19 protein-coding genes, 1 tRNA gene and 1 pseudogene are annotated in these 19,950 nt (G+C 58.5%); 3 read left to right on the top strand and 18 right to left on the bottom strand.

What is annotated here, in order from left to right; translation table 11 throughout:
* The 5 genes from AC1M2H_RS21935 to proB all read right to left on the bottom strand — a co-directional run bounded on the left by AC1M2H_RS21935 (position 1) and on the right by proB (position 4,090).
* Positions 1-192 (bottom strand): hypothetical protein, encoded by a 192-nt coding sequence (locus AC1M2H_RS21935; protein WP_480149042.1) that lies wholly within the window; start codon positions 190-192, stop codon positions 1-3.
* 13 nt (positions 193-205) lie between these two features.
* On the bottom strand, positions 206-1,369 hold the full coding sequence (locus tag AC1M2H_RS21930; RefSeq protein ID WP_480149041.1) for a tyrosine-type recombinase/integrase: 1,164 nt from the start codon (positions 1,367-1,369) through the stop codon (positions 206-208).
* 163 nt (positions 1,370-1,532) lie between these two features.
* Positions 1,533-1,608 (bottom strand) — tRNA-Thr (locus AC1M2H_RS21925).
* Positions 1,609-1,722: 114 nt separating this feature from the next.
* Complete coding sequence (proA, locus tag AC1M2H_RS21920) at positions 1,723-2,976, bottom strand: glutamate-5-semialdehyde dehydrogenase (RefSeq protein WP_480149040.1); 1,254 nt, start codon at positions 2,974-2,976, stop codon at positions 1,723-1,725.
* Positions 2,977-2,986: 10 nt separating this feature from the next.
* On the bottom strand, positions 2,987-4,090 hold the full coding sequence (gene proB, locus AC1M2H_RS21915) for a glutamate 5-kinase (protein WP_480149039.1): 1,104 nt from the start codon (positions 4,088-4,090) through the stop codon (positions 2,987-2,989).
* Positions 4,091-4,378: 288 nt separating this feature from the next.
* Between proB and phoE the strand changes: the two genes are divergently transcribed.
* The gene (gene phoE / locus AC1M2H_RS21910) at positions 4,379-5,431 is read left to right on the top strand and encodes a phosphoporin PhoE (RefSeq protein WP_464414887.1); all 1,053 of its coding nucleotides are present in this window, start codon (positions 4,379-4,381) and stop codon (positions 5,429-5,431) included.
* Positions 5,432-5,510: 79 nt separating this feature from the next.
* Here the strand turns inward: phoE and AC1M2H_RS21905 are convergent, their stop codons facing one another.
* Entirely contained in the window at positions 5,511-6,074 is a 564-nt protein-coding gene (locus AC1M2H_RS21905) for a C40 family peptidase (RefSeq protein ID WP_480149038.1), read from the bottom strand.
* Between the two features lie 418 nt (positions 6,075-6,492).
* Between AC1M2H_RS21905 and AC1M2H_RS21900 the strand changes: the two genes are divergently transcribed.
* On the top strand, positions 6,493-7,155 hold the full coding sequence (locus tag AC1M2H_RS21900; protein WP_480149037.1) for an HAD family hydrolase: 663 nt from the start codon (positions 6,493-6,495) through the stop codon (positions 7,153-7,155).
* 45 nt (positions 7,156-7,200) lie between these two features.
* On the opposite strand, the gene phnE (AC1M2H_RS21895) is transcribed toward AC1M2H_RS21900, so the two are convergent.
* The 8 genes from phnE (AC1M2H_RS21895) to AC1M2H_RS21860 form a co-directional block, all read right to left on the bottom strand.
* Entirely contained in the window at positions 7,201-8,079 is an 879-nt protein-coding gene (gene phnE, locus AC1M2H_RS21895; protein WP_480149036.1) for a phosphonate ABC transporter, permease protein PhnE, read from the bottom strand.
* Positions 8,076-8,948, bottom strand: a complete 873-nt coding sequence (gene phnE / locus AC1M2H_RS21890) for a phosphonate ABC transporter, permease protein PhnE (protein ID WP_480152008.1) — start codon at positions 8,946-8,948, stop codon at positions 8,076-8,078. Before phnE (AC1M2H_RS21890) ends, phnE (AC1M2H_RS21895) begins: the two co-directional genes overlap by 4 nt.
* Positions 8,949-9,016: 68 nt before the next feature.
* Positions 9,017-9,958: a phosphonate ABC transporter substrate-binding protein gene (gene phnD / locus AC1M2H_RS21885; protein WP_480149035.1), complete on the bottom strand. Its 942-nt coding sequence runs from the start codon at positions 9,956-9,958 to the stop codon at positions 9,017-9,019.
* A gap of 23 nt (positions 9,959-9,981) precedes the next feature.
* Positions 9,982-10,824, bottom strand: a complete 843-nt coding sequence (phnC, locus tag AC1M2H_RS21880; RefSeq protein ID WP_480149034.1) for a phosphonate ABC transporter ATP-binding protein — start codon at positions 10,822-10,824, stop codon at positions 9,982-9,984.
* A 168-nt stretch (positions 10,825-10,992) separates the two neighbouring features.
* Entirely contained in the window at positions 10,993-11,688 is a 696-nt protein-coding gene (locus AC1M2H_RS21875; protein ID WP_480149033.1) for an amino acid ABC transporter permease, read from the bottom strand.
* Positions 11,678-12,430: an amino acid ABC transporter permease gene (locus AC1M2H_RS21870; protein ID WP_480149032.1), complete on the bottom strand. Its 753-nt coding sequence runs from the start codon at positions 12,428-12,430 to the stop codon at positions 11,678-11,680. The genes AC1M2H_RS21875 and AC1M2H_RS21870 overlap by 11 nt, the downstream gene beginning before the upstream one ends.
* Positions 12,427-13,245 carry an amino acid ABC transporter ATP-binding protein gene (locus AC1M2H_RS21865; protein ID WP_480149031.1) on the bottom strand — a complete coding sequence of 273 codons (819 nt, stop codon included), beginning with the start codon at positions 13,243-13,245 and terminating at the stop codon, positions 12,427-12,429. Before AC1M2H_RS21865 ends, AC1M2H_RS21870 begins: the two co-directional genes overlap by 4 nt.
* 1 nt (position 13,246) lies before the next feature.
* Positions 13,247-14,056: an ABC transporter substrate-binding protein gene (locus tag AC1M2H_RS21860; RefSeq protein ID WP_480149030.1), complete on the bottom strand. Its 810-nt coding sequence runs from the start codon at positions 14,054-14,056 to the stop codon at positions 13,247-13,249.
* 274 nt (positions 14,057-14,330) lie between these two features.
* Between AC1M2H_RS21860 and AC1M2H_RS21855 the strand changes: the two genes are divergently transcribed.
* Positions 14,331-14,507 (top strand): hypothetical protein, encoded by a 177-nt coding sequence (locus AC1M2H_RS21855; RefSeq protein WP_426812922.1) that lies wholly within the window; start codon positions 14,331-14,333, stop codon positions 14,505-14,507.
* Positions 14,508-14,613: 106 nt separating this feature from the next.
* Here the strand turns inward: AC1M2H_RS21855 and eutC are convergent, their stop codons facing one another.
* The 4 genes and pseudogenes from eutC to AC1M2H_RS21835 form a co-directional block, all read right to left on the bottom strand.
* Positions 14,614-15,393, bottom strand: a complete 780-nt coding sequence (eutC, locus tag AC1M2H_RS21850) for an ethanolamine ammonia-lyase subunit EutC (protein ID WP_480149029.1) — start codon at positions 15,391-15,393, stop codon at positions 14,614-14,616.
* An 11-nt stretch (positions 15,394-15,404) separates the two neighbouring features.
* Positions 15,405-16,778 carry an ethanolamine ammonia-lyase subunit EutB gene (locus AC1M2H_RS21845; protein ID WP_480149028.1) on the bottom strand — a complete coding sequence of 458 codons (1,374 nt, stop codon included), beginning with the start codon at positions 16,776-16,778 and terminating at the stop codon, positions 15,405-15,407.
* Positions 16,779-16,787: 9 nt separating this feature from the next.
* Positions 16,788-18,167: an ethanolamine permease gene (gene eat / locus AC1M2H_RS21840; protein WP_480149027.1), complete on the bottom strand. Its 1,380-nt coding sequence runs from the start codon at positions 18,165-18,167 to the stop codon at positions 16,788-16,790.
* 370 nt (positions 18,168-18,537) lie between these two features.
* A pseudogene (locus tag AC1M2H_RS21835) lies at positions 18,538-19,921 on the bottom strand (glycoside hydrolase family 28 protein).
* Positions 19,922-19,950 lie beyond the last annotated feature (29 nt).

Raw genomic sequence — 19,950 nt, 5'->3', positions numbered from 1 at the left:
TTACTGTTTTATATTGGTTTTGTTCTTAGAGCCTATGATGAAGACTCTAGCTATTTTCTTGGTGAGTGGCTTTATTTTCTTTCGGATGAAAAAAATGCCTATAATTGCAACTATAAGAGCATAGACAACATCTAATGCACGAACACCAATCCCAGAAAAAACCCAATCTGCATTTTTAGCTAGCCAATCCATAATATTTCCTCAATTAGAAAAAATTATCAGCATACCATTGTAACATAGACCTTCTCTTATCTAGATATACTGCATGATTGTAGGTCCCACGAATAGAGTTTTTGTCAACATGCGCAAGCTGAGTTTCAATCCACGCTGATTCATAGCCTTGTTCATGTAGAACAGTAGAAAAAGTATGCCTGAATCCATGTCCAGTAACTAGACCACCATAACCAATGCGTTTGATAACCTGGTTAATACTCGCCTCACTCATAGGCTTGTTCGGATCATTCCGCCCCGGAAAAACATAACGATAGTTCCCTGTCATGATCTTCAGTTCATTGAGTAAATCTAACGCCTGAGTCGACAATGGCACAAGATGTGACCTGCGCATTTTCATCCTTTCAGCAGGAATTTCCCAGATAGCGTTATCTAGATCAAATTCTGACCACAATGCAGCACGTAATTCGATGGTTCTCACACCCGTAATCATGATTAATTTCGTAGCAATCTGGACAAGCCGACTCCCTGTGTAACTGTCTAAGGCACGAAGAAAATCTGGCAGATCATCAGCTTTTAGGAACGGGAAATGATTGGATTGATGTACTTCGAGGGCGCTAGAGAGATCTGCAGCAGGATTAAACTCAGCTCTCCCAGTAGCTATGGCATAACGAAACACTTCTGAACAACGCTGTCGCACTTTGCGCATCTTCTCTAACGCACCGCGTTTTTCAATTTTACGCAGCACATTAAGTAGTTCTAGCGGTTTTATTTCACCGATGGGTCTTGTCCCCACATACGGGAAAATGTCGTTCTGAAACGCTTCCATGATATCTGACGCATATCCTGCCGACCATTTGGCGGACTTCATCTGATGCCACTCTGTAGCTATCTTTTCAAACGCACTTTCGGATTCCGTTTGCAAAGCGATCTTCTGCTCTTTTCGAACTTCACTCGGGTTCTTTCCTTCCGCGACCAGTTTTCGGGCATCATCGCGACGAGAGCGAGCATCGGCAAGGGTAATCGTTGGATACACACCAAGCGAGATCATTTTGGGCTTACCGGCATAGCGATAGCGGAACCGCCAGCTTTTGCTTCCATTAGGCTCTATAAGCAATGACAAGCCTTGCCCATCTCCGAGTGTATAGGCTTTAGCTTCAGGCTTAGCACGGCGAATCTGCATATCGTTTAAAGGCATGTGTATAGGAATCCAAGACCGAACAGGAACATATACACAATCCTATACACATTCAGTATCGGATTCTACTGGATGGTTACGGACAATGACGGACTGAAAGTCAGTAAAATCTTTATAAATCATGGTGTTTATGGATGAATACGGACGTTTGGGGAAGTTGAGATGGTGCCGATAATAGGAGTCGAACCTACGACCTTCGCATTACGAATGCGCTGCTCTACCAACTGAGCTATATCGGCCCTGAAAGGACATGTCCACGAGCGTGAATCACGGGGTAAAAGGTTAAAACTAAGTGGGTGATGCGTCAATGGCCTTATGAATCAACCGGCTACTTTTGCATCACCCGTCTGGCTTTAAGCACGAATGGTATCGTCGCCGAAACCAATCCACTTATAGGTCGTCAACGCTTCAAGGCCCATCGGGCCGCGCGCGTGCAGCTTCTGGGTGCTGACCGCCACCTCCGCGCCGAGACCAAACTGGCCGCCGTCGGTGAAGCGGGTGGAGGCATTCACGTACACCGCCGAAGAGTCCACCTCGTTGATAAAACGATTCGCGTGGCTCAGGGTGCGGGTGAGGATGGCATCCGAGTGCTGGGTACCGTGCTGGCGGATATGCGCAATGGCGTCGTCGAGGTCGGCAACGACTTTGACATTCAGATCCAGCGACAGAAACTCGTCATCGTACTGCTCGGCCTTCACCGGCTCTACGCTCGCCGGGCCGTTCTGCAACACCGGCAGCGACCGCGCGTCGGCGTGCAGCGTCACGCCGCTTTCCGCCATCTGCTTGCTCAGCGCCGGCAGGAAACGCCCGGCGATTTTCTCATGCACCAGCAGAGTCTCGACGGTGTTGCAGGTGCTCGGACGCTGAGTCTTGGCGTTGACGAGGATCTTCAGCGCCGGTTCAATCTCGGCGGACTCATCAACAAAGATATGGCACACGCCAATACCGCCGGTGATCACCGGGATCGTTGACTGCTCGCGGCACAGCTTATGCAGGCCCGCGCCGCCGCGAGGGATCAGCATATCGATATACTTATCCATCTTCAGCATCTCGCCGACCAGCGCCCGATCGGGACTCTCAATCGCCTGTACCGCCGCGGCCGGCAGACCGCACTCTTCCAGCGCCTGCTGGATCACCTTCACCGTCGCGGCGTTGGTGCGCCAGGTTTCTTTCCCGCCGCGCAGAATGGCCGCGTTGCCGGTTTTCAGGCACAGAGAGGCGACGTCGACGGTGACGTTCGGCCGCGCTTCGTAGATTACGCCGATAACGCCCAGCGGGACGCGACGGCGCTCAATACGCAGGCCGCTGTCGAGCAGCCCGCCGTCAATGACCTGGCCCACCGGATCGGCCAGGCTGCACACCTGGCGGACGTCGTTGGCTATCCCCTCCAGGCGCGCCGGGGTGAGCGCCAGGCGATCGAGCATGGCTTCGCTCAGGCCGTTGGCGCGAGCTTCTGCCAGATCCTCGGCGTTAGCCCGCAGAATCGTTTCGGTCCCGGCCTGCAGATAGTCGGCAATCTTCTCCAGCACCCGGTTCTTTTCGCGGCTGGAAAGCAGCGCGAGTTTGTAAGAGGCCGCTTTGGCAGCTATGCCCATTTGTTCCAGCATTTTCAGCTCCTTAACGGATTATCATATCGTCACGATGGACGGCGACCGGGCCATACTCATAGCCGAGGATCGCATCAATCTGCTGCGAGTGCTGGCCGGCAATCAGGCGCAGCGCATCGCTGTTGTAGCGGCTAACGCCGTGAGCAATATCGCGGCCGTCGCTATTGCGGATGCGGATAACTTCGCCGCGCGAGAAGTTGCCGGTCACGACTTTGATGCCTTTCGGCAGCAGCGAGCTGCCTCGTTCCACAATCGCCTGTACCGCACCGGCATCGACGGTGAGTTCTCCCGCCGGCGGGGCGCCGAAAATCCAGCGCTTGCGGTTCTCCAGCGGGGATTCCTGCGCGTGGAAACGCGTACCGACCGATGCACCCTGCATCACGTCGCCAATCACGCCGGGTTGGCTGCCTGCGGCGATGATGGTATCAATCCCTGCGCGGCAGGCGACGTCGGCGGCCTGCAGCTTGGTGCCCATCCCGCCGGTTCCGAGGCCGGAAACGCTGTCGCCGGCTATCGCGCGCAGGGCGTCATCAATACCGTGCACGTCCGTAATGAGCTCAGCCTGCGGATTATTACGCGGGTCGGCGGTGAACAGGCCCTGCTGATCGGTCAGCAGCAGCAGCTTATCGGCGCCGGCAAGAATCGCGGCCAGCGCCGAAAGGTTGTCGTTATCGCCGACTTTAATCTCGGCGGTGGCCACGGCGTCATTTTCATTAATGACCGGCACGATGTTGTTATCCAGCAGGGCGCGCAGGGTGTCGCGGGCGTTAAGGAAACGCTCGCGGTCTTCCATATCCGCGCGGGTCAGCAGCATCTGGCCGACGTGAATACCGTAAATGGAAAACAGCTGTTCCCACAGCTGAATCAGCCGGCTCTGTCCTACCGCCGCCAGCAGCTGTTTCGAGGCGATAGTCGCGGGAAGTTCCGGGTAGCCGAGGTGTTCACGACCGGCGGCGATGGCCCCGGAGGTCACAATAACAATGCGGTGGCCCATAGCGTGCAGCTGCGCGCACTGGCGCACTAATTCGACGATATGGGCGCGGTTCAGGCGGCGGGATCCGCCCGTTAAAACACTGGTGCCCAGTTTTACCACCAGCGTCTGGCTATCACTCATGATTCTCTGCCGTTCAAAAGGAATATCGATATCGAGGTGATGTTGTAACAGGACTCAGGCCGCTTGCCAACAGCGGCGTTTTTAGCGCGCCGTTTTACTGCGCGGGATCGGGCATTCTGGAGAGAGATGATGACAATTTTATGATGGAAATATTTAAATACTCTTTTTTATAAAAAGTTCCACATTGTCATAAATTTTTAATGCTGGAGCGTTAAAAAACCTCCTGTTTTCACGGGGCCTTCGCCCGGAATTGATTAGCGCGTATAAATAAATCACCAGGACTGAATAATGAAAAAGAGCTCACTGGCATTAATAATGATGGGTCTTATTGCTTCTTCGGCTACCCAGGCAGCTGAAGTTTTCAACAAAGACGGCAATAAGCTGGACGTGTACGGCAAAGTCAGAGCGATGCACTATTTAAGCGACGATGACAGCAAGGACGGCGACCAGACCTACGTTCGTTTCGGCATCAAAGGCGAAACCCAGATTAACGACCAGCTGACCGGCTACGGTCGCTGGGAGTCCGAATTCTCCGGCAACAAAACCGAAAGCGACTCTACTCAGAAAACGCGTCTGGCGTTCGCCGGCGTGAAGCTGAAGAACTTCGGCTCCTTCGACTACGGTCGTAACCTCGGCGCGCTGTACGACGTTGAAGCCTGGACCGATATGTTCCCGGAATTCGGCGGCGACTCTTCCGCGCAGACCGATAACTTCATGACCAAACGCTCCAGCGGTCTGGCAACCTACCGCAATACCGACTTCTTCGGCGTGGTGGATGGCCTGGATCTGACCTTGCAGTATCAGGGCAAAAACGAAAGCCGCGATGCCAAAAAACAGAACGGCGACGGCTTCGGTACATCTTTAAGCTATGACTTCGGCGGCAGCGATTTTGCCATCAGCGCAGCCTACACCAGCTCTGACCGTACCGACGCCCAGAACCAGCTGGCGCGCGGCGTGGGTAAAAAAGCGGAAGCCTGGGCAACCGGTCTGAAATATGACGCCAACAATATCTACCTGGCGACCATGTATTCTGAAACCCGCAAAATGACCCCGATCAGCGGCGGTTTCGCGACGAAAGCGCAGAACTTTGAAGCGGTAGCGCAGTACCAGTTCGACTTCGGCCTGCGTCCGTCCCTGGGCTATGTGCTGTCAAAAGGTAAGGATATCGAAGGCGTGGGTAACGAAGACCTGGTCAACTATATCGACGTCGGCCTGACCTACTACTTCAACAAAAACATGAACGCCTTCGTTGATTATAAAATCAACCAGCTGAAGAGCGATAATAAGCTGGGTCTGAGCGACGATGACATCGTTGCCGTGGGCATGACCTACCAGTTCTGATTATCCTGACGTCCGGCGATGCCGGATATACAGTAAAAAAGCCGCTGCGGTTTACGCAGCGGCTTTTTCTTATAGTGAATTAGCGATTTTTAGCCAGATGCTGGCGGTCGTCATTCATCGTTATCTGGGCGTTATACTCTTTCGGCAGGCGGCGCGCCTGGTAGAAAGCCGACTTCCAGTACGGATTGTCCAGCGAAGAGCGCATTACGCCCTGGCTGGCCGAGGCGTGGAGAAAATCATGGTTGGTGTCGTAGAAGCCGACGTGCATACCGCCGTTAATGCGGAAGAACACCAGGTCGCCAGGGCGCAGCTGCTGAGGCTTGACCCGCTCGCCCATCCGCAGCAACTCTTTGGTGGTGACCCTGTCCATCGGCAGGTTGAAGCGGTCCTTCAGCGTGGGCCAGACGAAGCCGGAACAGTCGACCCCGCTTTCATCGGTACCGCCCCATTCATAGGGCGTACCGTGCCAGGTATGCATCTGATCGTGCAGCGCGGCGAGCACCGGGATCAGATCGTCTGAACCGCCGTCGATGGGGGCATATTCATGGTGGGCCGCGGTTTTCGGGTGCTTAGCCGGGGATGAACATCCTGCCAAAATCAAAAAAGGAACAAATAATAAGGCGTGCGCAAGCTTTGGCTTCATATCATTATTTTCATCGTGAGCTATAGAACGGAATTATTTATAGCGTATTCACACATATTGTCAGAATGGGATAGGGTGATATTTACGAAACCTTACGTTAGGGTCAGACATAATTGCTCCCGCCGGCGGCGCAGAGAATATTGGCGTTAACATTTTTAATCTCATTTATTAATAAATAATTTCACTATTAAACAATGCTTCACGGAAAACGATGCGGGCGCGCCTATTCCGGCTGATGGCAAGGTGAAAGATCCTCATCATTTCGGCATTGCGCCGCCGGGCCGGGTTGCCGGGCGGATATTTCGTTTGCTACCTTGAGGCGCTGGCGTGACGGCGGACAGGCCGGGCGGATCATTCTGCTGTCATCTTTCTTCAGCATGCTCTGGCGAGCCTGTTTACTGATTAGGGAAAATTAACGATGTCCAAAACTCTCACGATCTTCGATCTGGATAACACCTTGATTAAGGGTGATAGCAGTACGGTATGGAGCCGTTTTCTGGTGAGGGAAGGATGGATTAGCGACCCGGACTATCTGGCGCGAGAAGCGATGCTGATGGCGGATTACGATCGCGGGGAGATGAATATCGCCGATTACGTGGCGCTGACCCAGGCTCCGCTTACCGGCGTCCCGCAAGCGGAAGTCGATGAGCTGGCCGCTCGCTGCGTGCGCGAGGAGATCCTGCCCCGCGTCTATCCGCAGGCGTGGGAGGCTATCCGCACGCTGCGGGCGCGCGGCGAGCAGATGCTGGTGATCTCGGCGTCGGTCAGCCTGCTGGTGCAGGCGGTGTCCAACGAGCTGGGCATCGATCAGGCGCTAGGCATCGACGTGGAGATGGCCGACGGCGGCTATACCGGCGTGATTGCCGGGACGCCGAGCTATCAGCAGGGGAAGGTGATTCGCCTGGCGGAGTGGCGGCAGGCCTATCCGCAGTTCGGCGGAGAGGTGACGTTTTATACCGATTCAATCAACGATCTGCCGCTGTGCCTGCACGTCGACCGCGTGCGGCTGGTCAACCCTTGCCGGCAGCTGGCGGCGGCGAATGAGGAGTACCGGTGGCCGGTGCTCAACTGGCAGCTCTAATCTCCCCGGGCGAGCGCGCCGCGCCCTCCGGGGAAGTTGGCGCTATCAGGATTTAAACAGCGGCACCACGCTGCCGCCGATATAGCGCCGACGGAGCCAGGCGGAGAGCGTATCCATCGCCATCACCACCACCACCAGTAGCAGGGTGATAAACATCACCACGTCCCAGTTCCACAGGCGCATATTCTCCGCGTAAATCAGGCCGATCCCGCCGGCGCCGACAAAGCCCAGCACCGCCGCCGAGCGGGTGTTGGACTCGATTTGATACAGGCTGAGGGCCAGAAACGTCGGGAAGGATTGGGTGAAAATGCCGAAGCGGTGTTTCTGCAGGCCGTTGGCGCCGACGGCGGTTAACCCGCGCCCCGGTGAGCGGTCCACCGCCTCGTGGCCTTCGGCATACAGGCGGCCGAGCAGGCCGGTATCCTGCATGATAATCGCCAGCACCCCGGCCAGCGGCCCGAGGCCGACGGCGCGCACGAAAATCAGCCCCCAAATCGCCATATCGATCCCGCGCAGGATGTCAAATATCCGGCGCATCAGCAGGGCGATAATCCCCGGAATAAAGCCGCGCATAATATTGCGCGCCGCAAGGAAAGAGAGCAGCAGGGCGATGACCGTGGCGGTGATCGTCCCGACGAAGACGATCGCCAGGGTGATCGCGATCTGCGTGAAATAGTAGCGGAACGGCCAGTTAAAAAAGTCGTGCCACACGAACATGCGTAGCAGGTAGCGGCTGATTTGCTGCAGCCCGGTAGTGAGCTGCTCCCCGCTGATGCCGAACTGCATAAAGAACCAGACGTAGTAGAGCACGCTCAGCAGCGCCAGCAGGCCGAGGTAGCGCAAATAGCGTCCCTGGGCGCAATACAGCGCCTTATGCTGGCGGCGGCTGGCGGCGATATCCGGTTGGTTTTGCCACTGACTCATTTTTTACCCTCGAGAACCCACTGTCGCAGGCGGCCGGACAGCATATCCAGCAGCGAGACCACGATAATGATCAGCAGCAGCGTGATGCTGACCTGATCGTAACGATCGAGCTTAATGTTGGTCATCAGCTCCTGGCCGATCCCGCCGGCGCCCACCAGCCCAAGAATGGTTGAGGAGCGGAAGTTGATCTCCAGGCGCATAAAGCCGTAGGAGAGAAAAATCGGTTTGACCTGCGGCCACAGGGCGAAACGGACCCGCTGCAGCGGCGAGGCGCCGCAGGCCATCAGCCCGCGAACCGGCTTGTCCTGGGCGCTTTCCACCGCTTCATAAAACAGCTTGGTCAGGCTACCGACGGTGTGCAGCATTAGCGCCAGAAAGCCGGGGATCGCGCCGATGCCGAAGGCCATCACGAAAATGACCGCCCACGCCAGCTCCGGCATGGTGCGCAGAAAGGCGACTAAAACGCGGATAGCGAAGCGCAGCGGCGGCGGTGACCAGGCGTTGTTGGCGGCAAGAAAGGCCAGCAGGGTGGCGATGGCCACGGCGACCAGGGTGGAAGCCAGCGCCAGCTGTAGGGTTTCCCAAATCAGCGGCAGCTGGATCGGCAGGCGGTAGCCCCAGTAGGCGAACGACCCTTTGGTATGCGAATCGGCGAACAGATCGCTGAGGTGAAGCGTCGGCAGCGTCTCAAACATGTAATCGAGAAAGTTTGGCAGGGAGTGCCAGATGGTGAAGAGATTAAATTCAGCCGCGCTGCCCGCGGCGAAGTAGAGTACCAGCAGCAGCAGCGACCAGCTAAAGGTGTCGCGCTTTTGCCGCGCGCGCACCTGCTGGTAATAGCGTTCAAATTCGGTATTCGAAGTATTCATACGTCGACGGGTCTTCAGCATGCCGCCGCCTCGCGCGCAACTGGCCGGGAGGCGGCGTGGAGGCGGGATTAACGGGCGCTAACCAGCTCGCGCTTCATATCGATGATCTGCTGGAAATCAGCGACGCTGCCCGGGCCGATATGCTGGGTGCCGCCCATCGCCTTGATAAAGCAGGCGTGGTTATCGGTATCCAGCTTCTTGATCGCGGTGATGACTTTGGCTTTAAAATCAGCCGGCAGCGCGTTGCTCACCAGGATCGGGCCGTTGGGGATCAGCGGCGATTGCCAGATGATGCGGATCTGCTTCATCAGATCGGGATGATCCATACGAATCAGGCGGTTGAACGCACCCGTGGTGTAGCCGCTGTTGTAGTCGCCAACCAGAGAGGCCCAGGTTACCGCGCCGGCAAACTGGCCGTTCAGCACGCCGAGAATGTCCTGCTCGTGGCCGCCGGAGAAGGTCACGCTGGAGAAGAAGTTGTTATATTTATTATCCGTGGTGCCGCCGAACTGCTGTTTAAAGGTTTGGTTCGGGATCAGGTAGCCGGAGGTGGAGTCCGGATCGGCGAAGCCAAACGCTTTACCTTTCAGATCTTCTAACTTCTGATATGGGCTGTCGGCCTTAACGATAACCACCGAGTGGTAGCCGCGGGACTGATCTTTATCGTCAACCGCGATGCCGACAATATCGACCGCTTTTGGGTTATTAATACAAACCGAGGCGTAAGAGGAGGGTGACATGCTTAATACCAGGTCAACCTTGCCGCCCAGCAGACCCTGGATGACGCCGGAGTAGTCAGAAGAGTTGCGTAATTTGGTATCGACGTTCAGCTCTTTATCGAGAAAGTCTTTCACACACTGGTTATCACCAATTTGCTGGGTGGCGTTCTGGCCGCCGAGGATCCCCAGGTTTAACTCTTTCGGCTGCCCGGCAGCGCCTGCCTGCCATGCCATCATAATGCCCGCGACCGCTGCGGATAAACGAACTGCGCCAGTGATATATTGTTTCATTATTTTGCCCGTGTGAGTGGAAATTAATGCAATTGGCTAATTTCATCCCCGTACAGCCGATGCAGAACATCCTGATTCAGCTGAGAGGGATGGTCGTCAAAAATAATGTTGCCCCGCGCCAGGCCGATTACCCGCGTGCAGTATTCTTGCACCAGCTCGACCGAGTGCAGGTTGACCATTACGCTGATGCCCTGTTCGCTGATTTCGCGCAGCACGTTCATGATGCGCTGCGTATTTTTCGGATCGAGAGAGGCGACCGGCTCGTCGGCCAGCAAAATGCCGGGGTTCTGCATCAGCGCGCGACAGATAGCCACGCGCTGCATTTGCCCGCCGGAGAGATTTTCCGCCCGCTGCAGCGCGTGCGGCAGCATGTTCATCCATTCGAGCAGGGAGATTGCGCGCGCGCGGTCGGCGTCGGGGAAGACTTTGAACAGCGACTTCAGCGTCGAGGTCTGGCTCAGACGGCCGAGCAGGACGTTTGTCAGCACATCCAGGCGCGGCACCAGGCAAAAGTCCTGGAAAATCATCCCGCATTCGCTACGCCAGGCGTTCAGCGCCCGACCCTTTAGCCTGGCGACATCACGCGGCGTGCCGACTTCCGGGTAGCTGAGGATCTCGCCGCCGGTGGCGCTGTGGGTGCCGTTAAGCACGTGCAGCAGGGTTGATTTGCCCGCGCCGGAGCGGCCGATAACGCCCACCAGCTCGCCGGCGTGGAGATCGAAGCTGATGTTGTCCAGCACGGTTTGCTGCGCGCTGTAGGACTTGCTCAGGCCGCGCACGCTTAAGACTTTCCGCTGCCGATCGGTATCTGGCTGACTAAATTGTGGGTAATCGCTATCGGTTACCGCGGCGAGAGAGCTATTCATAACGGCGTCCAGGTTCGTCAGTAAACTGGGCACTATTAATGGCGTTTTATATGATCGTTATATGACGCTAAGGCGAACAAATAGTGAACGGTGGCGATTTATCGCCGGGGGATGGGGGAAAATAGCGCCCTCCGATAACGAAGGGCGTGACGGGAGTGGCGGCGATTTTTATGCTGGCTTCAGCCGCTGCCGCCGGCGAAAGCGGCGGCTTGCCAGCAGGCTCAGGCCGCAGCACAGCAGATAGTAGACCGCGCCGGTGAAGACAAAAATGGCCAGCGGGTAGATCTGCACGCGGTTGTTCACCTGGCCGGCGACGGTGGTGAGCTCCGGGACGTTGACGATAAACGCCAGCGACGTATCCTTCAGCAGGCCGATAAAAATCCCCACCAGCGAAGGCTGCACGTTGCGCAGCGCCTGCGGCAGCAGGATCAGGCGCAGCGCCTGTCCAGCGGAAAAGCCCTGCGTCCGCGCCGCCTCATACTGGCCGGCGGGAAGCGACTGCAGGCCGGCCAGCACCGAGTGCATCACCGAGGCGGCGGTAAACCACGCCAGCGCCAGGGTCACCGTTACCGCGCCGGGCAGATCGCTGCCGGTAAGCATCGGCAGCAGATACCAGAGCCAAAAAATGACGAAAATCAGCGGAATGCCGCGAATGATTTCGGCCCATAAAAACAGCAGCCGACGCACGACTCCGCCGAAGCGCCAGGCGGCGGCGGCCAGTAAAACGCCGCCGGGTAGCGCCAGCGCCGCTGCGCCAGCGGCCATCATCAGCGTCAGGGCCACGCCGCCGGGAATACCGTCCGCCAGGCGTCCCCACAGCAGGTAATCGAGATTATCGGCGATAACCGCCAGATTAGCGTTCATGCTGGACTCTCCCGTGCGAATGCTTACCCGGGCCGAGGCGCGTCAGCAGCAGACCCAGCGCGACACCGAGCGCCAGATACAGCGCGGTGCCGACGGCAAAGGCCTCCAGCGCGTGGGCGTTATAGCTCTCAATTTGCCGCACCTGATAGGTCAGTTCGGCAAAGCCGATGCCGCTGGCCAGCGAGGAGAGCTTCATCAGGTTCAGATACTGGCCGACAATCGGCTGCCAGGCGTTAGCCAGCCCCTGCGGCAGCAGAATATGGCGCAGCTCGCCCCACGGGGTAAATCCCTGCGAGACCGCCGCTTCCCGCTGGCCGCTACCGACGGCGCGCAGCCCGGAGGCGATCTCTTCGATTAGAAATGCCGAGGTAAATACCCCCAGCCCCCACATCGAGCAGATAAACTCCGGCGTCAGCCACCAGACGTTACCCGGCAGAATCGACCAGCCGTGATCGGCGTTGATAAAATCGCGGGCGCCGAGGGGCAGCAGGTTCCAGGCGGCAAAGTACCAGAACAGCAGCTGCACCAGCAGCGGGGTGTTGCGAAACAGCGAAACCCAGCAGGCCACCAGCCAGCGCCCCGGCCTGCCGCCACCGAGGCGCAGCGCCAGCAGCAGAACAGCCAGCACGGTCGCCAGCGCTATCCCGGCAACGCTAACCCACAGGGTGGTGAGAAATCCGGAGACGATCCACTGCAGCGGCTGGCCGCTGAGTACGCCGTGCCAGTCGAGAATCGGCGTCACTCTAGGCCCTCCTGGTGCAGCGGATTAAGCACCTTTTGCAGAAAACGGCGGCTGCGTGCGTGCTGCGGGCGGGCGAAAAACTCCTCCGGCGGCGCCACTTCGAGGATATCGCCGCCGTCGATAAACACCACCCGGTCGGCAATCTCGCGGGCAAACTGCATCTCGTGGGTGACCACCACCATGGTGATGCCGCTGTGCGCCAGGGATTTCATCACCTGCAGCACTTCGCCGATCATCTCCGGATCGAGCGCCGAGGTCGGTTCGTCAAACAGAATAATTTGCGGCGAAGAGGCGAGGGCGCGGGCGATAGCCACGCGCTGCTGCTGGCCGCCGGAGAGCTGGGCCGGCATCTGGCTGGCCTTATCCTCCAGCCCCACCTGCTGCAGCAGCTCCAGCGCCCGCTGGCGGGCCGCGTTTTTCGTCCAGCCGTGCACGCGCTCCAGCGCCAGGGTGATATTTTCCTGCGCCGTCAGGTGGGCGTAGAGATTAAACTGCTGAAACACGAACCCGACGCGGCTGCGCAGCTGGCGCAGCGCGGCGGCGGTAAGATGCCTGGTTGGCCTGCCGTCGATCAGGATCTCGCCGTCGCTCAGGGTTTCGAGCTGGTTGATCAGGCGGATCAGCGTTGATTTTCCCGATCCGGAAGGACCCAGGATCGCTACCACTTCTCCGGGACTTATCTGCAGATCGACGCCGTTAAGCACCCGATGGTCGCCGTAGCTTTTTGCCGCTTTGCGCAGTTCGATACTGGCGTTCTGCAGATGTGAAAAATCCGCGGACGAGGCCGCGGAGCGTGAAAATAAACCCGATAACATATTATTTAGCTTCTATGGTAAACGCGCGCGGCTGTGGGGTTTTGGTCGCCGGGCCGAACCAGACGTCGTAAATTTTCGCCGCCTGGCCGGATTTCTCGAGGTTCACCAGCTCGTCGTTCACCGCCTTCAGCAGCGCCGGCTCGCCTTTCTTCACGCCGACGCCGATCTCCTCTTTACTCAGCAGGTCGGGGAGGATTTTAAAGTTGGCCTTATCCGGCGCTTCCGCCAGCAGGCCGGCGAGAATGGTGCTGTCCTGGGTAATCGCCTGCACGTTGCCGTTGCGTAGCGCGGTCAGCGCCAGCGGAATATCGTCATAGGAGAGCACGCGCGACTGCGGGAAGCGCTGGTGCAGCGTCTGTTCGCCGGTGGTGCCTTTTACCGCTCCGATGCGCGCTTTGCTGTAATCGTCGAGCTTATCCGCCGATTTAGCCGGCACGAGGAACTGCTGGCCGGTGACAAAGTACGGCGTTGAGAAATCAATAACCTGCGCGCGTTCCGGGGTAATGGTGATATCGGCGACGATCAGGTCGGCCTTACCGGATTGCAGCAGCGGAATGCGGTTGGCCGGGTTGGTAGCGACCAGCTCCAGCTTCACGCCGAGAGATTTAGCCAGCGCCTGGGCGAAATCAACGTCATAGCCGACGATCTGGTGCGTTTTTGGGTCAACCGAGCCAAACGGCGGGTTGGCGTCGAAGGTGGCGACTTTCACCACCCCGGCGGCTTTGATATCCGCCAGTTGGTCAGCCTGAGCCTGCGCGGCAAGCACCAGCATGCCCAGCGCCAGCGCAATTTTTGTTTTTGTCGTACGCATTATTATATCCCCTGAGTCCCTGTATATGTTTTGTAGTTATTACGCTCCCACAAATTAGCCGCTGACGGCAAAGAAGAAAAAGTTCTTATCTATAGCGAAAAAGAACTTAGCAAGTTCGTGGGTATTAACGCAGGACGGCGCCCCTGCGAAGGCTCTGGAGCAGAGGCGTAATATGCATCTTGCGGGATTGAAAAGACGGAATTGATATTTCCCGAGCGCCGCAGGCTGTGGTTGAAATAGACCCAGGCAAAACGCTTTCCGACGGAGGAAAAAAATGAGAGTCGCATTATGGCAACGAGTGACGCGCTGGCTGGCTTCGTTATCTCAGGCTGAAGCCGGACAGCAGGATACCCAGCGAATGATGGAGGCAATATTACCGGTCGCCAGCCTGTACGGCATCGATATGGGGAATGTTGAAACACGGTGGTTTCGTCATGATAAAACATACTGAGCGGCGCAGGACGCGTGAAGCCTACTGGAACGAGGTGTGCTTTGTGTAGCACAAGGCTGCTTGCGGTTGCGGCGATTGGAGTCATCTGCCGCAGCCCCGAGCAGCTTTAATCAGCCCCGATGACCGGGGGTTTCACCCTGCCATGCAGGGCTGGATTATCGCTTTCATCCTTCAGATTTATGCCGGTCAGCCGGCGCAGAAAAGCCTGCTCCAGCAGCCACGCCAGCTTAAAGGCGGCGGCATCATAGTCCAGCCCCTGCGGGCGAATATTCGAAATACAGTTGCGCTCCGACTCCTGCCGCTGACGATGCGGTTGCCAGGTCAGATAAACTCCCAGGCTGTCCGGGGAAGAGAGCCCCGGTCGTTCGCCAATTAGTATCGCCACCGCGCGAGCCTGCAGCATTTCGCCAATATCATCTCCCAGCGCGACCCGAGACTGATGGGCCAGCACCACCGGCGCGAGGCTCAGCCCCAGCGTCTGCAGATAGGGCAGCAGGGCGCGGATCAGCGGCAGGGCCTGACGCTGCACGGCGTAAGAGGAGAGCCCGTCGCCAATCACCAGCAGCAGGTCGGCGGGGCGAACTCCGCTGGCGGCGAGAGCCGCGCGGCTCTCATCGTTCAGCCGCCGCCCCAGATCCGGGCGGCTAAGATAGCTATGCCGATCGGCGGCGGCGCTGTGCACCGTCAGCGACGAGAGGCCCAGCTGCGCCAGCGGGGATACCAGCTCCTCACTGTCGAAGGGCTGGTGGATGGCGTCGCGCGCCCGGGCGTGAGCGAGGCCAAAGTTTAGCACCTCGCGGGTTGGCAGGCTGGCGCCGCTGCGGCCCAGCGCAATGCGCGCAGCGGTAAATTCACGTAGCGGGTTCCAGGCGTCGGGGCGACTCATACCGGTTCTCCTTACCTCATCACGGAAAGTAGCGGATGGCGGGCGTCGGTCAGGCGCAGCGCGCCGTCCGGGTCGATTATCTGCATTTTCGTCAGCCAGGCGGCGAACTCCGGCGCGTGCCTGAGGCCCAGCAGGCGGCGGGCGTACAGGGCGTCGTGGAACGAGGTGCTTTGGTAGTTGAGCATGATATCGTCCGCGCCGGGAACGCCGATTAAAAAGGTCAGCCCGGCGGCGCACAGCAGGGTCAGCAGGGTATCCATATCGTCCTGATCCGCCTCGGCGTGGTTGGTGTAGCAAACGTCGCAGCCGATCGGCAGTCCCATGATCTTGCCGCAGAAATGATCTTCGAGGCCGGCGCGAATAATCTGCTTCCCGTCATAGAGATATTCCGGGCCGATAAAGCCCACCACGGTATTGACCAGCAGCGGATCGAAATGGCGGGCGACGGCGTAGGCGCGGGCTTCGCAGGTTTGCTGATCGACGCCGTGGTGGGCGTTCGCCGAAAGGCAGCTCCCCTGGCCGGTTTCAAAATACATCACGTTGCTGCCGAGGGTGCTGCGGTTGAGGCTCAGCGCGGCCTCCCTGGCCTCCTGCAGCAGCGCCAGATTAATACCGAAGCCGCCGTTGGCCGCCTCGGTGCCCGCCACCGACTGAAAGACCAGGTCCACCGGCGCGCCGCGCTCAATCAGCTGCAGGGTGTTGGTGACGTGGGTCAGAATGCAGGACTGGGTAGGGATCGCAAAGCGCTGAATAATATCGTCGAGCATATGGTTGAGCTGCGCCAGCACCGGCAGGCTGTCGCTGGCCGGGTTGATGCCAATGACCGCATCGCCCGCGCCGTACAGCAGGCCGTCGAGCATGCTGGCGGCGATGCCCTTCAGATCGTCGGTCGGGTGGTTGGGCTGCAGGCGCACGCTAAGATGCCCCGGCAGGCCAATCGTATTGCGAAAGCGGGTGGTTACCCGGCATTTGCTGGCGGCGAGGATCAGGTCCTGGTTACGCATCAGCTTGCTGACCGCGGCCGCCATCTCCGGGGTTATCGCCCGCGCCACCTGCTGCAGGGTGGCGGTATCGGCGGCGTCGTCAAGCAGCCAGTCGCGAAAGTCGCCCACCGTCAGGTGGCTAATCGCCGCGAAGCCGCGGCTATCGTGGGTGTCGATAATCAGCCGGGTGACTTCGTCCTGCTCGTAAGGAATTAGCGGGCTGTCGAGGATCGCCTTCAGCGGCACCTCCGCCAGCGCCATCTTCGCCGCCATCCGCTCTTCGGCGCTCTGCGCGATAATGCCGGCGAGGGCATCGCCGGATCGCGCCGGAGAGGCCTTTGCCAGTAACGTCTTCAGACTATCAAAGCGCCAGACCTGGCCTGATAGCGTTGTTTTATACATGCCGCCTCCTCAGGAGACTGTATGAAGCTGCGGATCCGCCGGCGCGCGCTCGCGGGCCGCCGCGGTTTTACAAAACCACAGGTAGCCGCCGAGCATCATGGCCGCAAAAATCAGCGCCAGCAGCGTGTTGTACCAGACCATCGCCACCAGGCAGAGCAGCGCCATCGCCAGGGCGAAGGCCGGCGCCCACGGATAGAGCGGCGCGCGGAACGGGCGAATCAGTTTCGGCTCGCTGCGGCGCAGCTTGAACAGCGCCGCCATCGAGGTGATATACATAACAATAGCGCCAAATACCGACATCGTGACGATACAGGCGGTGAGCGGCATCCCGCTGATGGTGATCAGCGAGTCGGAGAAAATAGCGGCAATGCCCACCACGCCCCCGGCGAGGATCGCCAGATGCGGCGTACGGGTGCGGCGATTGAGCGTTGCCAGGCCGGCGGGCAGATAGCCGGCCCGCGCCAGGGAGTAGATCTGCCGGGAGTAGCCCATGATGATCCCGTGGAACGAGGCCACCAGGCCGAATAGCCCCAGCCATACCAGCATATGCAGCCAGCCGCTGCTGCTGCCGACCACCATTTTCATCGCCTGCGGCAGCGGATCGTTGATGTTGGCGAGGGCCCGCCAGTCGCCGACGCCGCCGGCAAACACCATGACGCCGATCGCCAGCACGGTAAGGGTCAGGATCCCGCCGCCCAGCGCGCGGGGAATGGTACGCTGCGGATCTTTAGCCTCTTCGGCGGCCATCGAAGCGCCTTCAATAGCCAGAAAGAACCAGATAGCAAAAGGAATAGCCGCGAACATTCCCGGCAGCGCCAGTCCGCTGAAGCTCTCCGCCCCGGCCCAGCCGTTGGCGGTGAAGTGACTCCATGAGAAGCCCGGAGCGACCACGCCCATAAACACCAGCAGTTCGAAAATCGCCAGCAGGGTGACAATCAGCTCAAAGGTGGCGGCAATCCCGACGCCGAGGATGTTCAGCGTCATAAAGATAACGTAGGCGCCGCAGGCCACCCATTTCGGGTCCAGCGCCGGAAACTGGACGTTGAGGTAGGCGCCAATCGCCATGGCAATCGCCGGCGGGGCGAAGACGAACTCAATCAGCGTGGCGAAGCCGGCAATAAAGCCGCCGGTGGGGCCAAAAGCGCGGTAGGCGTAGGCGAACGGGCCGCCGGCGTGGGGGATCGCGGTCGTCAGCTCGGTGAAACTAAAAATAAAAGCGCAGTACATGGCGGCAACCGCCAGCGCCACGATGAGAAATCCCAGCGTCCCGGCCTGGGACCAGCCGTAGCTCCAGCCAAAATACTCCCCGGAAATAACCAGCCCAACGGCAATCCCCCACAGGCGGAAACTGCCGAGCGTTCTTTTTAGCGTTGTGGTGTGCTCTGTCATTTTTGCGACCTCGCCAGATAAAGTTACCCGACTCACCACGCTATTTTATTTGCCAGCTTAGGCCTGGGCAGTGCTCAACAAAATACGCGAGTATTTTGAACGCCCTTTAGGGCGGCCCGCAGGGTGAGCGCAGCGAATAAATCTTCACGTACTACGTGTACGTTCCGGTTTTTGCGCGCTGTCCATGCCCAAACTGCCTGCAACAATGACGCCTGGTGAACCTGGTATTTCAGATGTGTGGAGGGTTGCAAAGAGAATGCCAGGTCAGAGCCCTGATAAACGCGGGGGGTTAGCTGCGGGACGATCCAAAAAAGGGCAGCCTGCGCGCGCGAAGATATACGCCCTGGTGCAGCTGCCCACAAATGTCGCGTTAGTCGCGAATGACGGCGCCCGCGTCCTGTTGAATCACCGGGCCCTCCTTCACCTTCAGGTTGAGGCCGCTGGTCTCCAGACCGGCGTGGCGAATGCGCAGACCGCGGGTCGCCTCGATGTTCACGTTGCTAAAATGGAACCCGCTCAGCGGCGCCTCCGGCGTGCCGATAATATAGGCCGCCGCTTTGCTATCGCCGGTGGAGGTTAAATTCTCCACGGTGATATTGCTGAAGTGCGGGGTTTTATATTTGTCGAACGGCTGTTTCGGGTCGCTGTCCGGCGGATAAATCTGCTCGCCGAGGGTAAACCCTCCGGCCCGCAGCTGCTTGTCGACCTCGGCCTGCACGATAGGCGCGGCTTTGTAGTAGGCGGAGAAGACCAGCGGCACCTCGACGTTATGCATCGTGGTGTTGCGGTAAACGATATTTTTTACCTCACCGCCTTTGCCGCGCGGGCTCTTAATGCGAATACCGTACATTGAGCCTTCGAAGGTGTTGTTTTCCACCAGCACGTTGTTGACGCCGCCGGCGCTTTCGCTACCGATGGAGATACCGCGCCCCTGCCTGAGCGTATTGTTGGCGATGTAAATATTCTCGACCACCCCTTCGGGGAAGCGCGGATCGGCTTTCTCCGCTTTGATGGCGATATGGTCGTCATTGCAGTCGATATAGTTGTTGGTGATGCGGATGTTCTGGCTATCGATAGGATCGATGGCGTCGGTATTCGGCGCATGCCAGGGGGATAAAATTCGCGTGCCGTTAATGTCGATATCGTGCGCGTAGCGGGTGACGATGTGGAAGCTGGGTGAGTGGGTGAGGGTGACGCCGTCGATCAACACGTTGCTCGAACGGGTGATGTAGATCAGCCGCGGCCGGTCGGTTCCGCCTTTTTTTGCCGCTGGCGCGAATATTTTCTCGCCAGCGCTCCCACCATACCGCCCCCTGGCCGTCGATGGTTCCTTCACCAATGATAGCGACGTTTTGCGCATCGGCGATGCTGATAAACGGCAGCCAGCCGTTTTCCGCTATGGCATACTGCGTTTTTTCATCTCCGCGCCAGGCTGCGACTTCGCTTGAGGCGACCAGGGTGGCGTCTTTCTCCAGGCTGAGCCGAATATTACTTTTCAAAAACAGCGGGTTGGTCAGATAGTTTCCCTTCGGGACCCGCACCGTGCCGCCTCCTGCGGCGGCGCAGTCGTCAATCGCTTTTTGAATGGCGTCGGTATTCAGCGCAATCTGCAGCCGGTGGCCTTCTGCGCCGTATTGGGTGATGTCGCAGACTCTATCCGCGAACGTCACCGCGCTGGCGGCGAGAACCGCGTGGAAGGGGATAGCGCCGACGATAGCGGCGGCAGCCAACAGAGGAAAGGTGCGGGTTGTCATCTGATTATCCTTTTTTGGGTATTGTGTTT

Source organism: Klebsiella sp. F11 (genome assembly GCF_056712265.1).
Note: the sequence above shows the minus strand (reverse complement) of the source record. Positions and strands in the feature narration are given on the sequence as shown.

Excerpts from the sequence above, each read along its gene's own strand:
- AC1M2H_RS21935 (WP_480149042.1), bottom strand. The coding sequence starts at position 192 with ATGGATTGGCTAGCTAAAAATGCAGATTGGGTTTTTTCTGGGATTGGT.
- AC1M2H_RS21930 (WP_480149041.1), bottom strand. The coding sequence starts at position 1,369 with ATGCCTTTAAACGATATGCAGATTCGCCGTGCTAAGCCTGAAGCTAAA.
- proA (WP_480149040.1), bottom strand. The coding sequence starts at position 2,976 with ATGCTGGAACAAATGGGCATAGCTGCCAAAGCGGCCTCTTACAAACTC.
- proB (WP_480149039.1), bottom strand. The coding sequence starts at position 4,090 with ATGAGTGATAGCCAGACGCTGGTGGTAAAACTGGGCACCAGTGTTTTA.
- phoE (WP_464414887.1), top strand. The coding sequence starts at position 4,379 with ATGAAAAAGAGCTCACTGGCATTAATAATGATGGGTCTTATTGCTTCT.
- AC1M2H_RS21905 (WP_480149038.1), bottom strand. The coding sequence starts at position 6,074 with ATGAAGCCAAAGCTTGCGCACGCCTTATTATTTGTTCCTTTTTTGATT.
- AC1M2H_RS21900 (WP_480149037.1), top strand. The coding sequence starts at position 6,493 with ATGTCCAAAACTCTCACGATCTTCGATCTGGATAACACCTTGATTAAG.
- phnE (WP_480149036.1), bottom strand. The coding sequence starts at position 8,079 with ATGAGTCAGTGGCAAAACCAACCGGATATCGCCGCCAGCCGCCGCCAG.
- phnE (WP_480152008.1), bottom strand. The coding sequence starts at position 8,948 with ATGAATACTTCGAATACCGAATTTGAACGCTATTACCAGCAGGTGCGC.
- phnD (WP_480149035.1), bottom strand. The coding sequence starts at position 9,958 with ATGAAACAATATATCACTGGCGCAGTTCGTTTATCCGCAGCGGTCGCG.
- phnC (WP_480149034.1), bottom strand. The coding sequence starts at position 10,824 with ATGAATAGCTCTCTCGCCGCGGTAACCGATAGCGATTACCCACAATTT.
- AC1M2H_RS21875 (WP_480149033.1), bottom strand. The coding sequence starts at position 11,688 with ATGAACGCTAATCTGGCGGTTATCGCCGATAATCTCGATTACCTGCTG.
- AC1M2H_RS21865 (WP_480149031.1), bottom strand. The coding sequence starts at position 13,245 with ATGTTATCGGGTTTATTTTCACGCTCCGCGGCCTCGTCCGCGGATTTT.
- AC1M2H_RS21860 (WP_480149030.1), bottom strand. The coding sequence starts at position 14,056 with ATGCGTACGACAAAAACAAAAATTGCGCTGGCGCTGGGCATGCTGGTG.
- AC1M2H_RS21855 (WP_426812922.1), top strand. The coding sequence starts at position 14,331 with ATGAGAGTCGCATTATGGCAACGAGTGACGCGCTGGCTGGCTTCGTTA.
- eutC (WP_480149029.1), bottom strand. The coding sequence starts at position 15,393 with ATGAGTCGCCCCGACGCCTGGAACCCGCTACGTGAATTTACCGCTGCG.
- AC1M2H_RS21845 (WP_480149028.1), bottom strand. The coding sequence starts at position 16,778 with ATGTATAAAACAACGCTATCAGGCCAGGTCTGGCGCTTTGATAGTCTG.
- eat (WP_480149027.1), bottom strand. The coding sequence starts at position 18,167 with ATGACAGAGCACACCACAACGCTAAAAAGAACGCTCGGCAGTTTCCGC.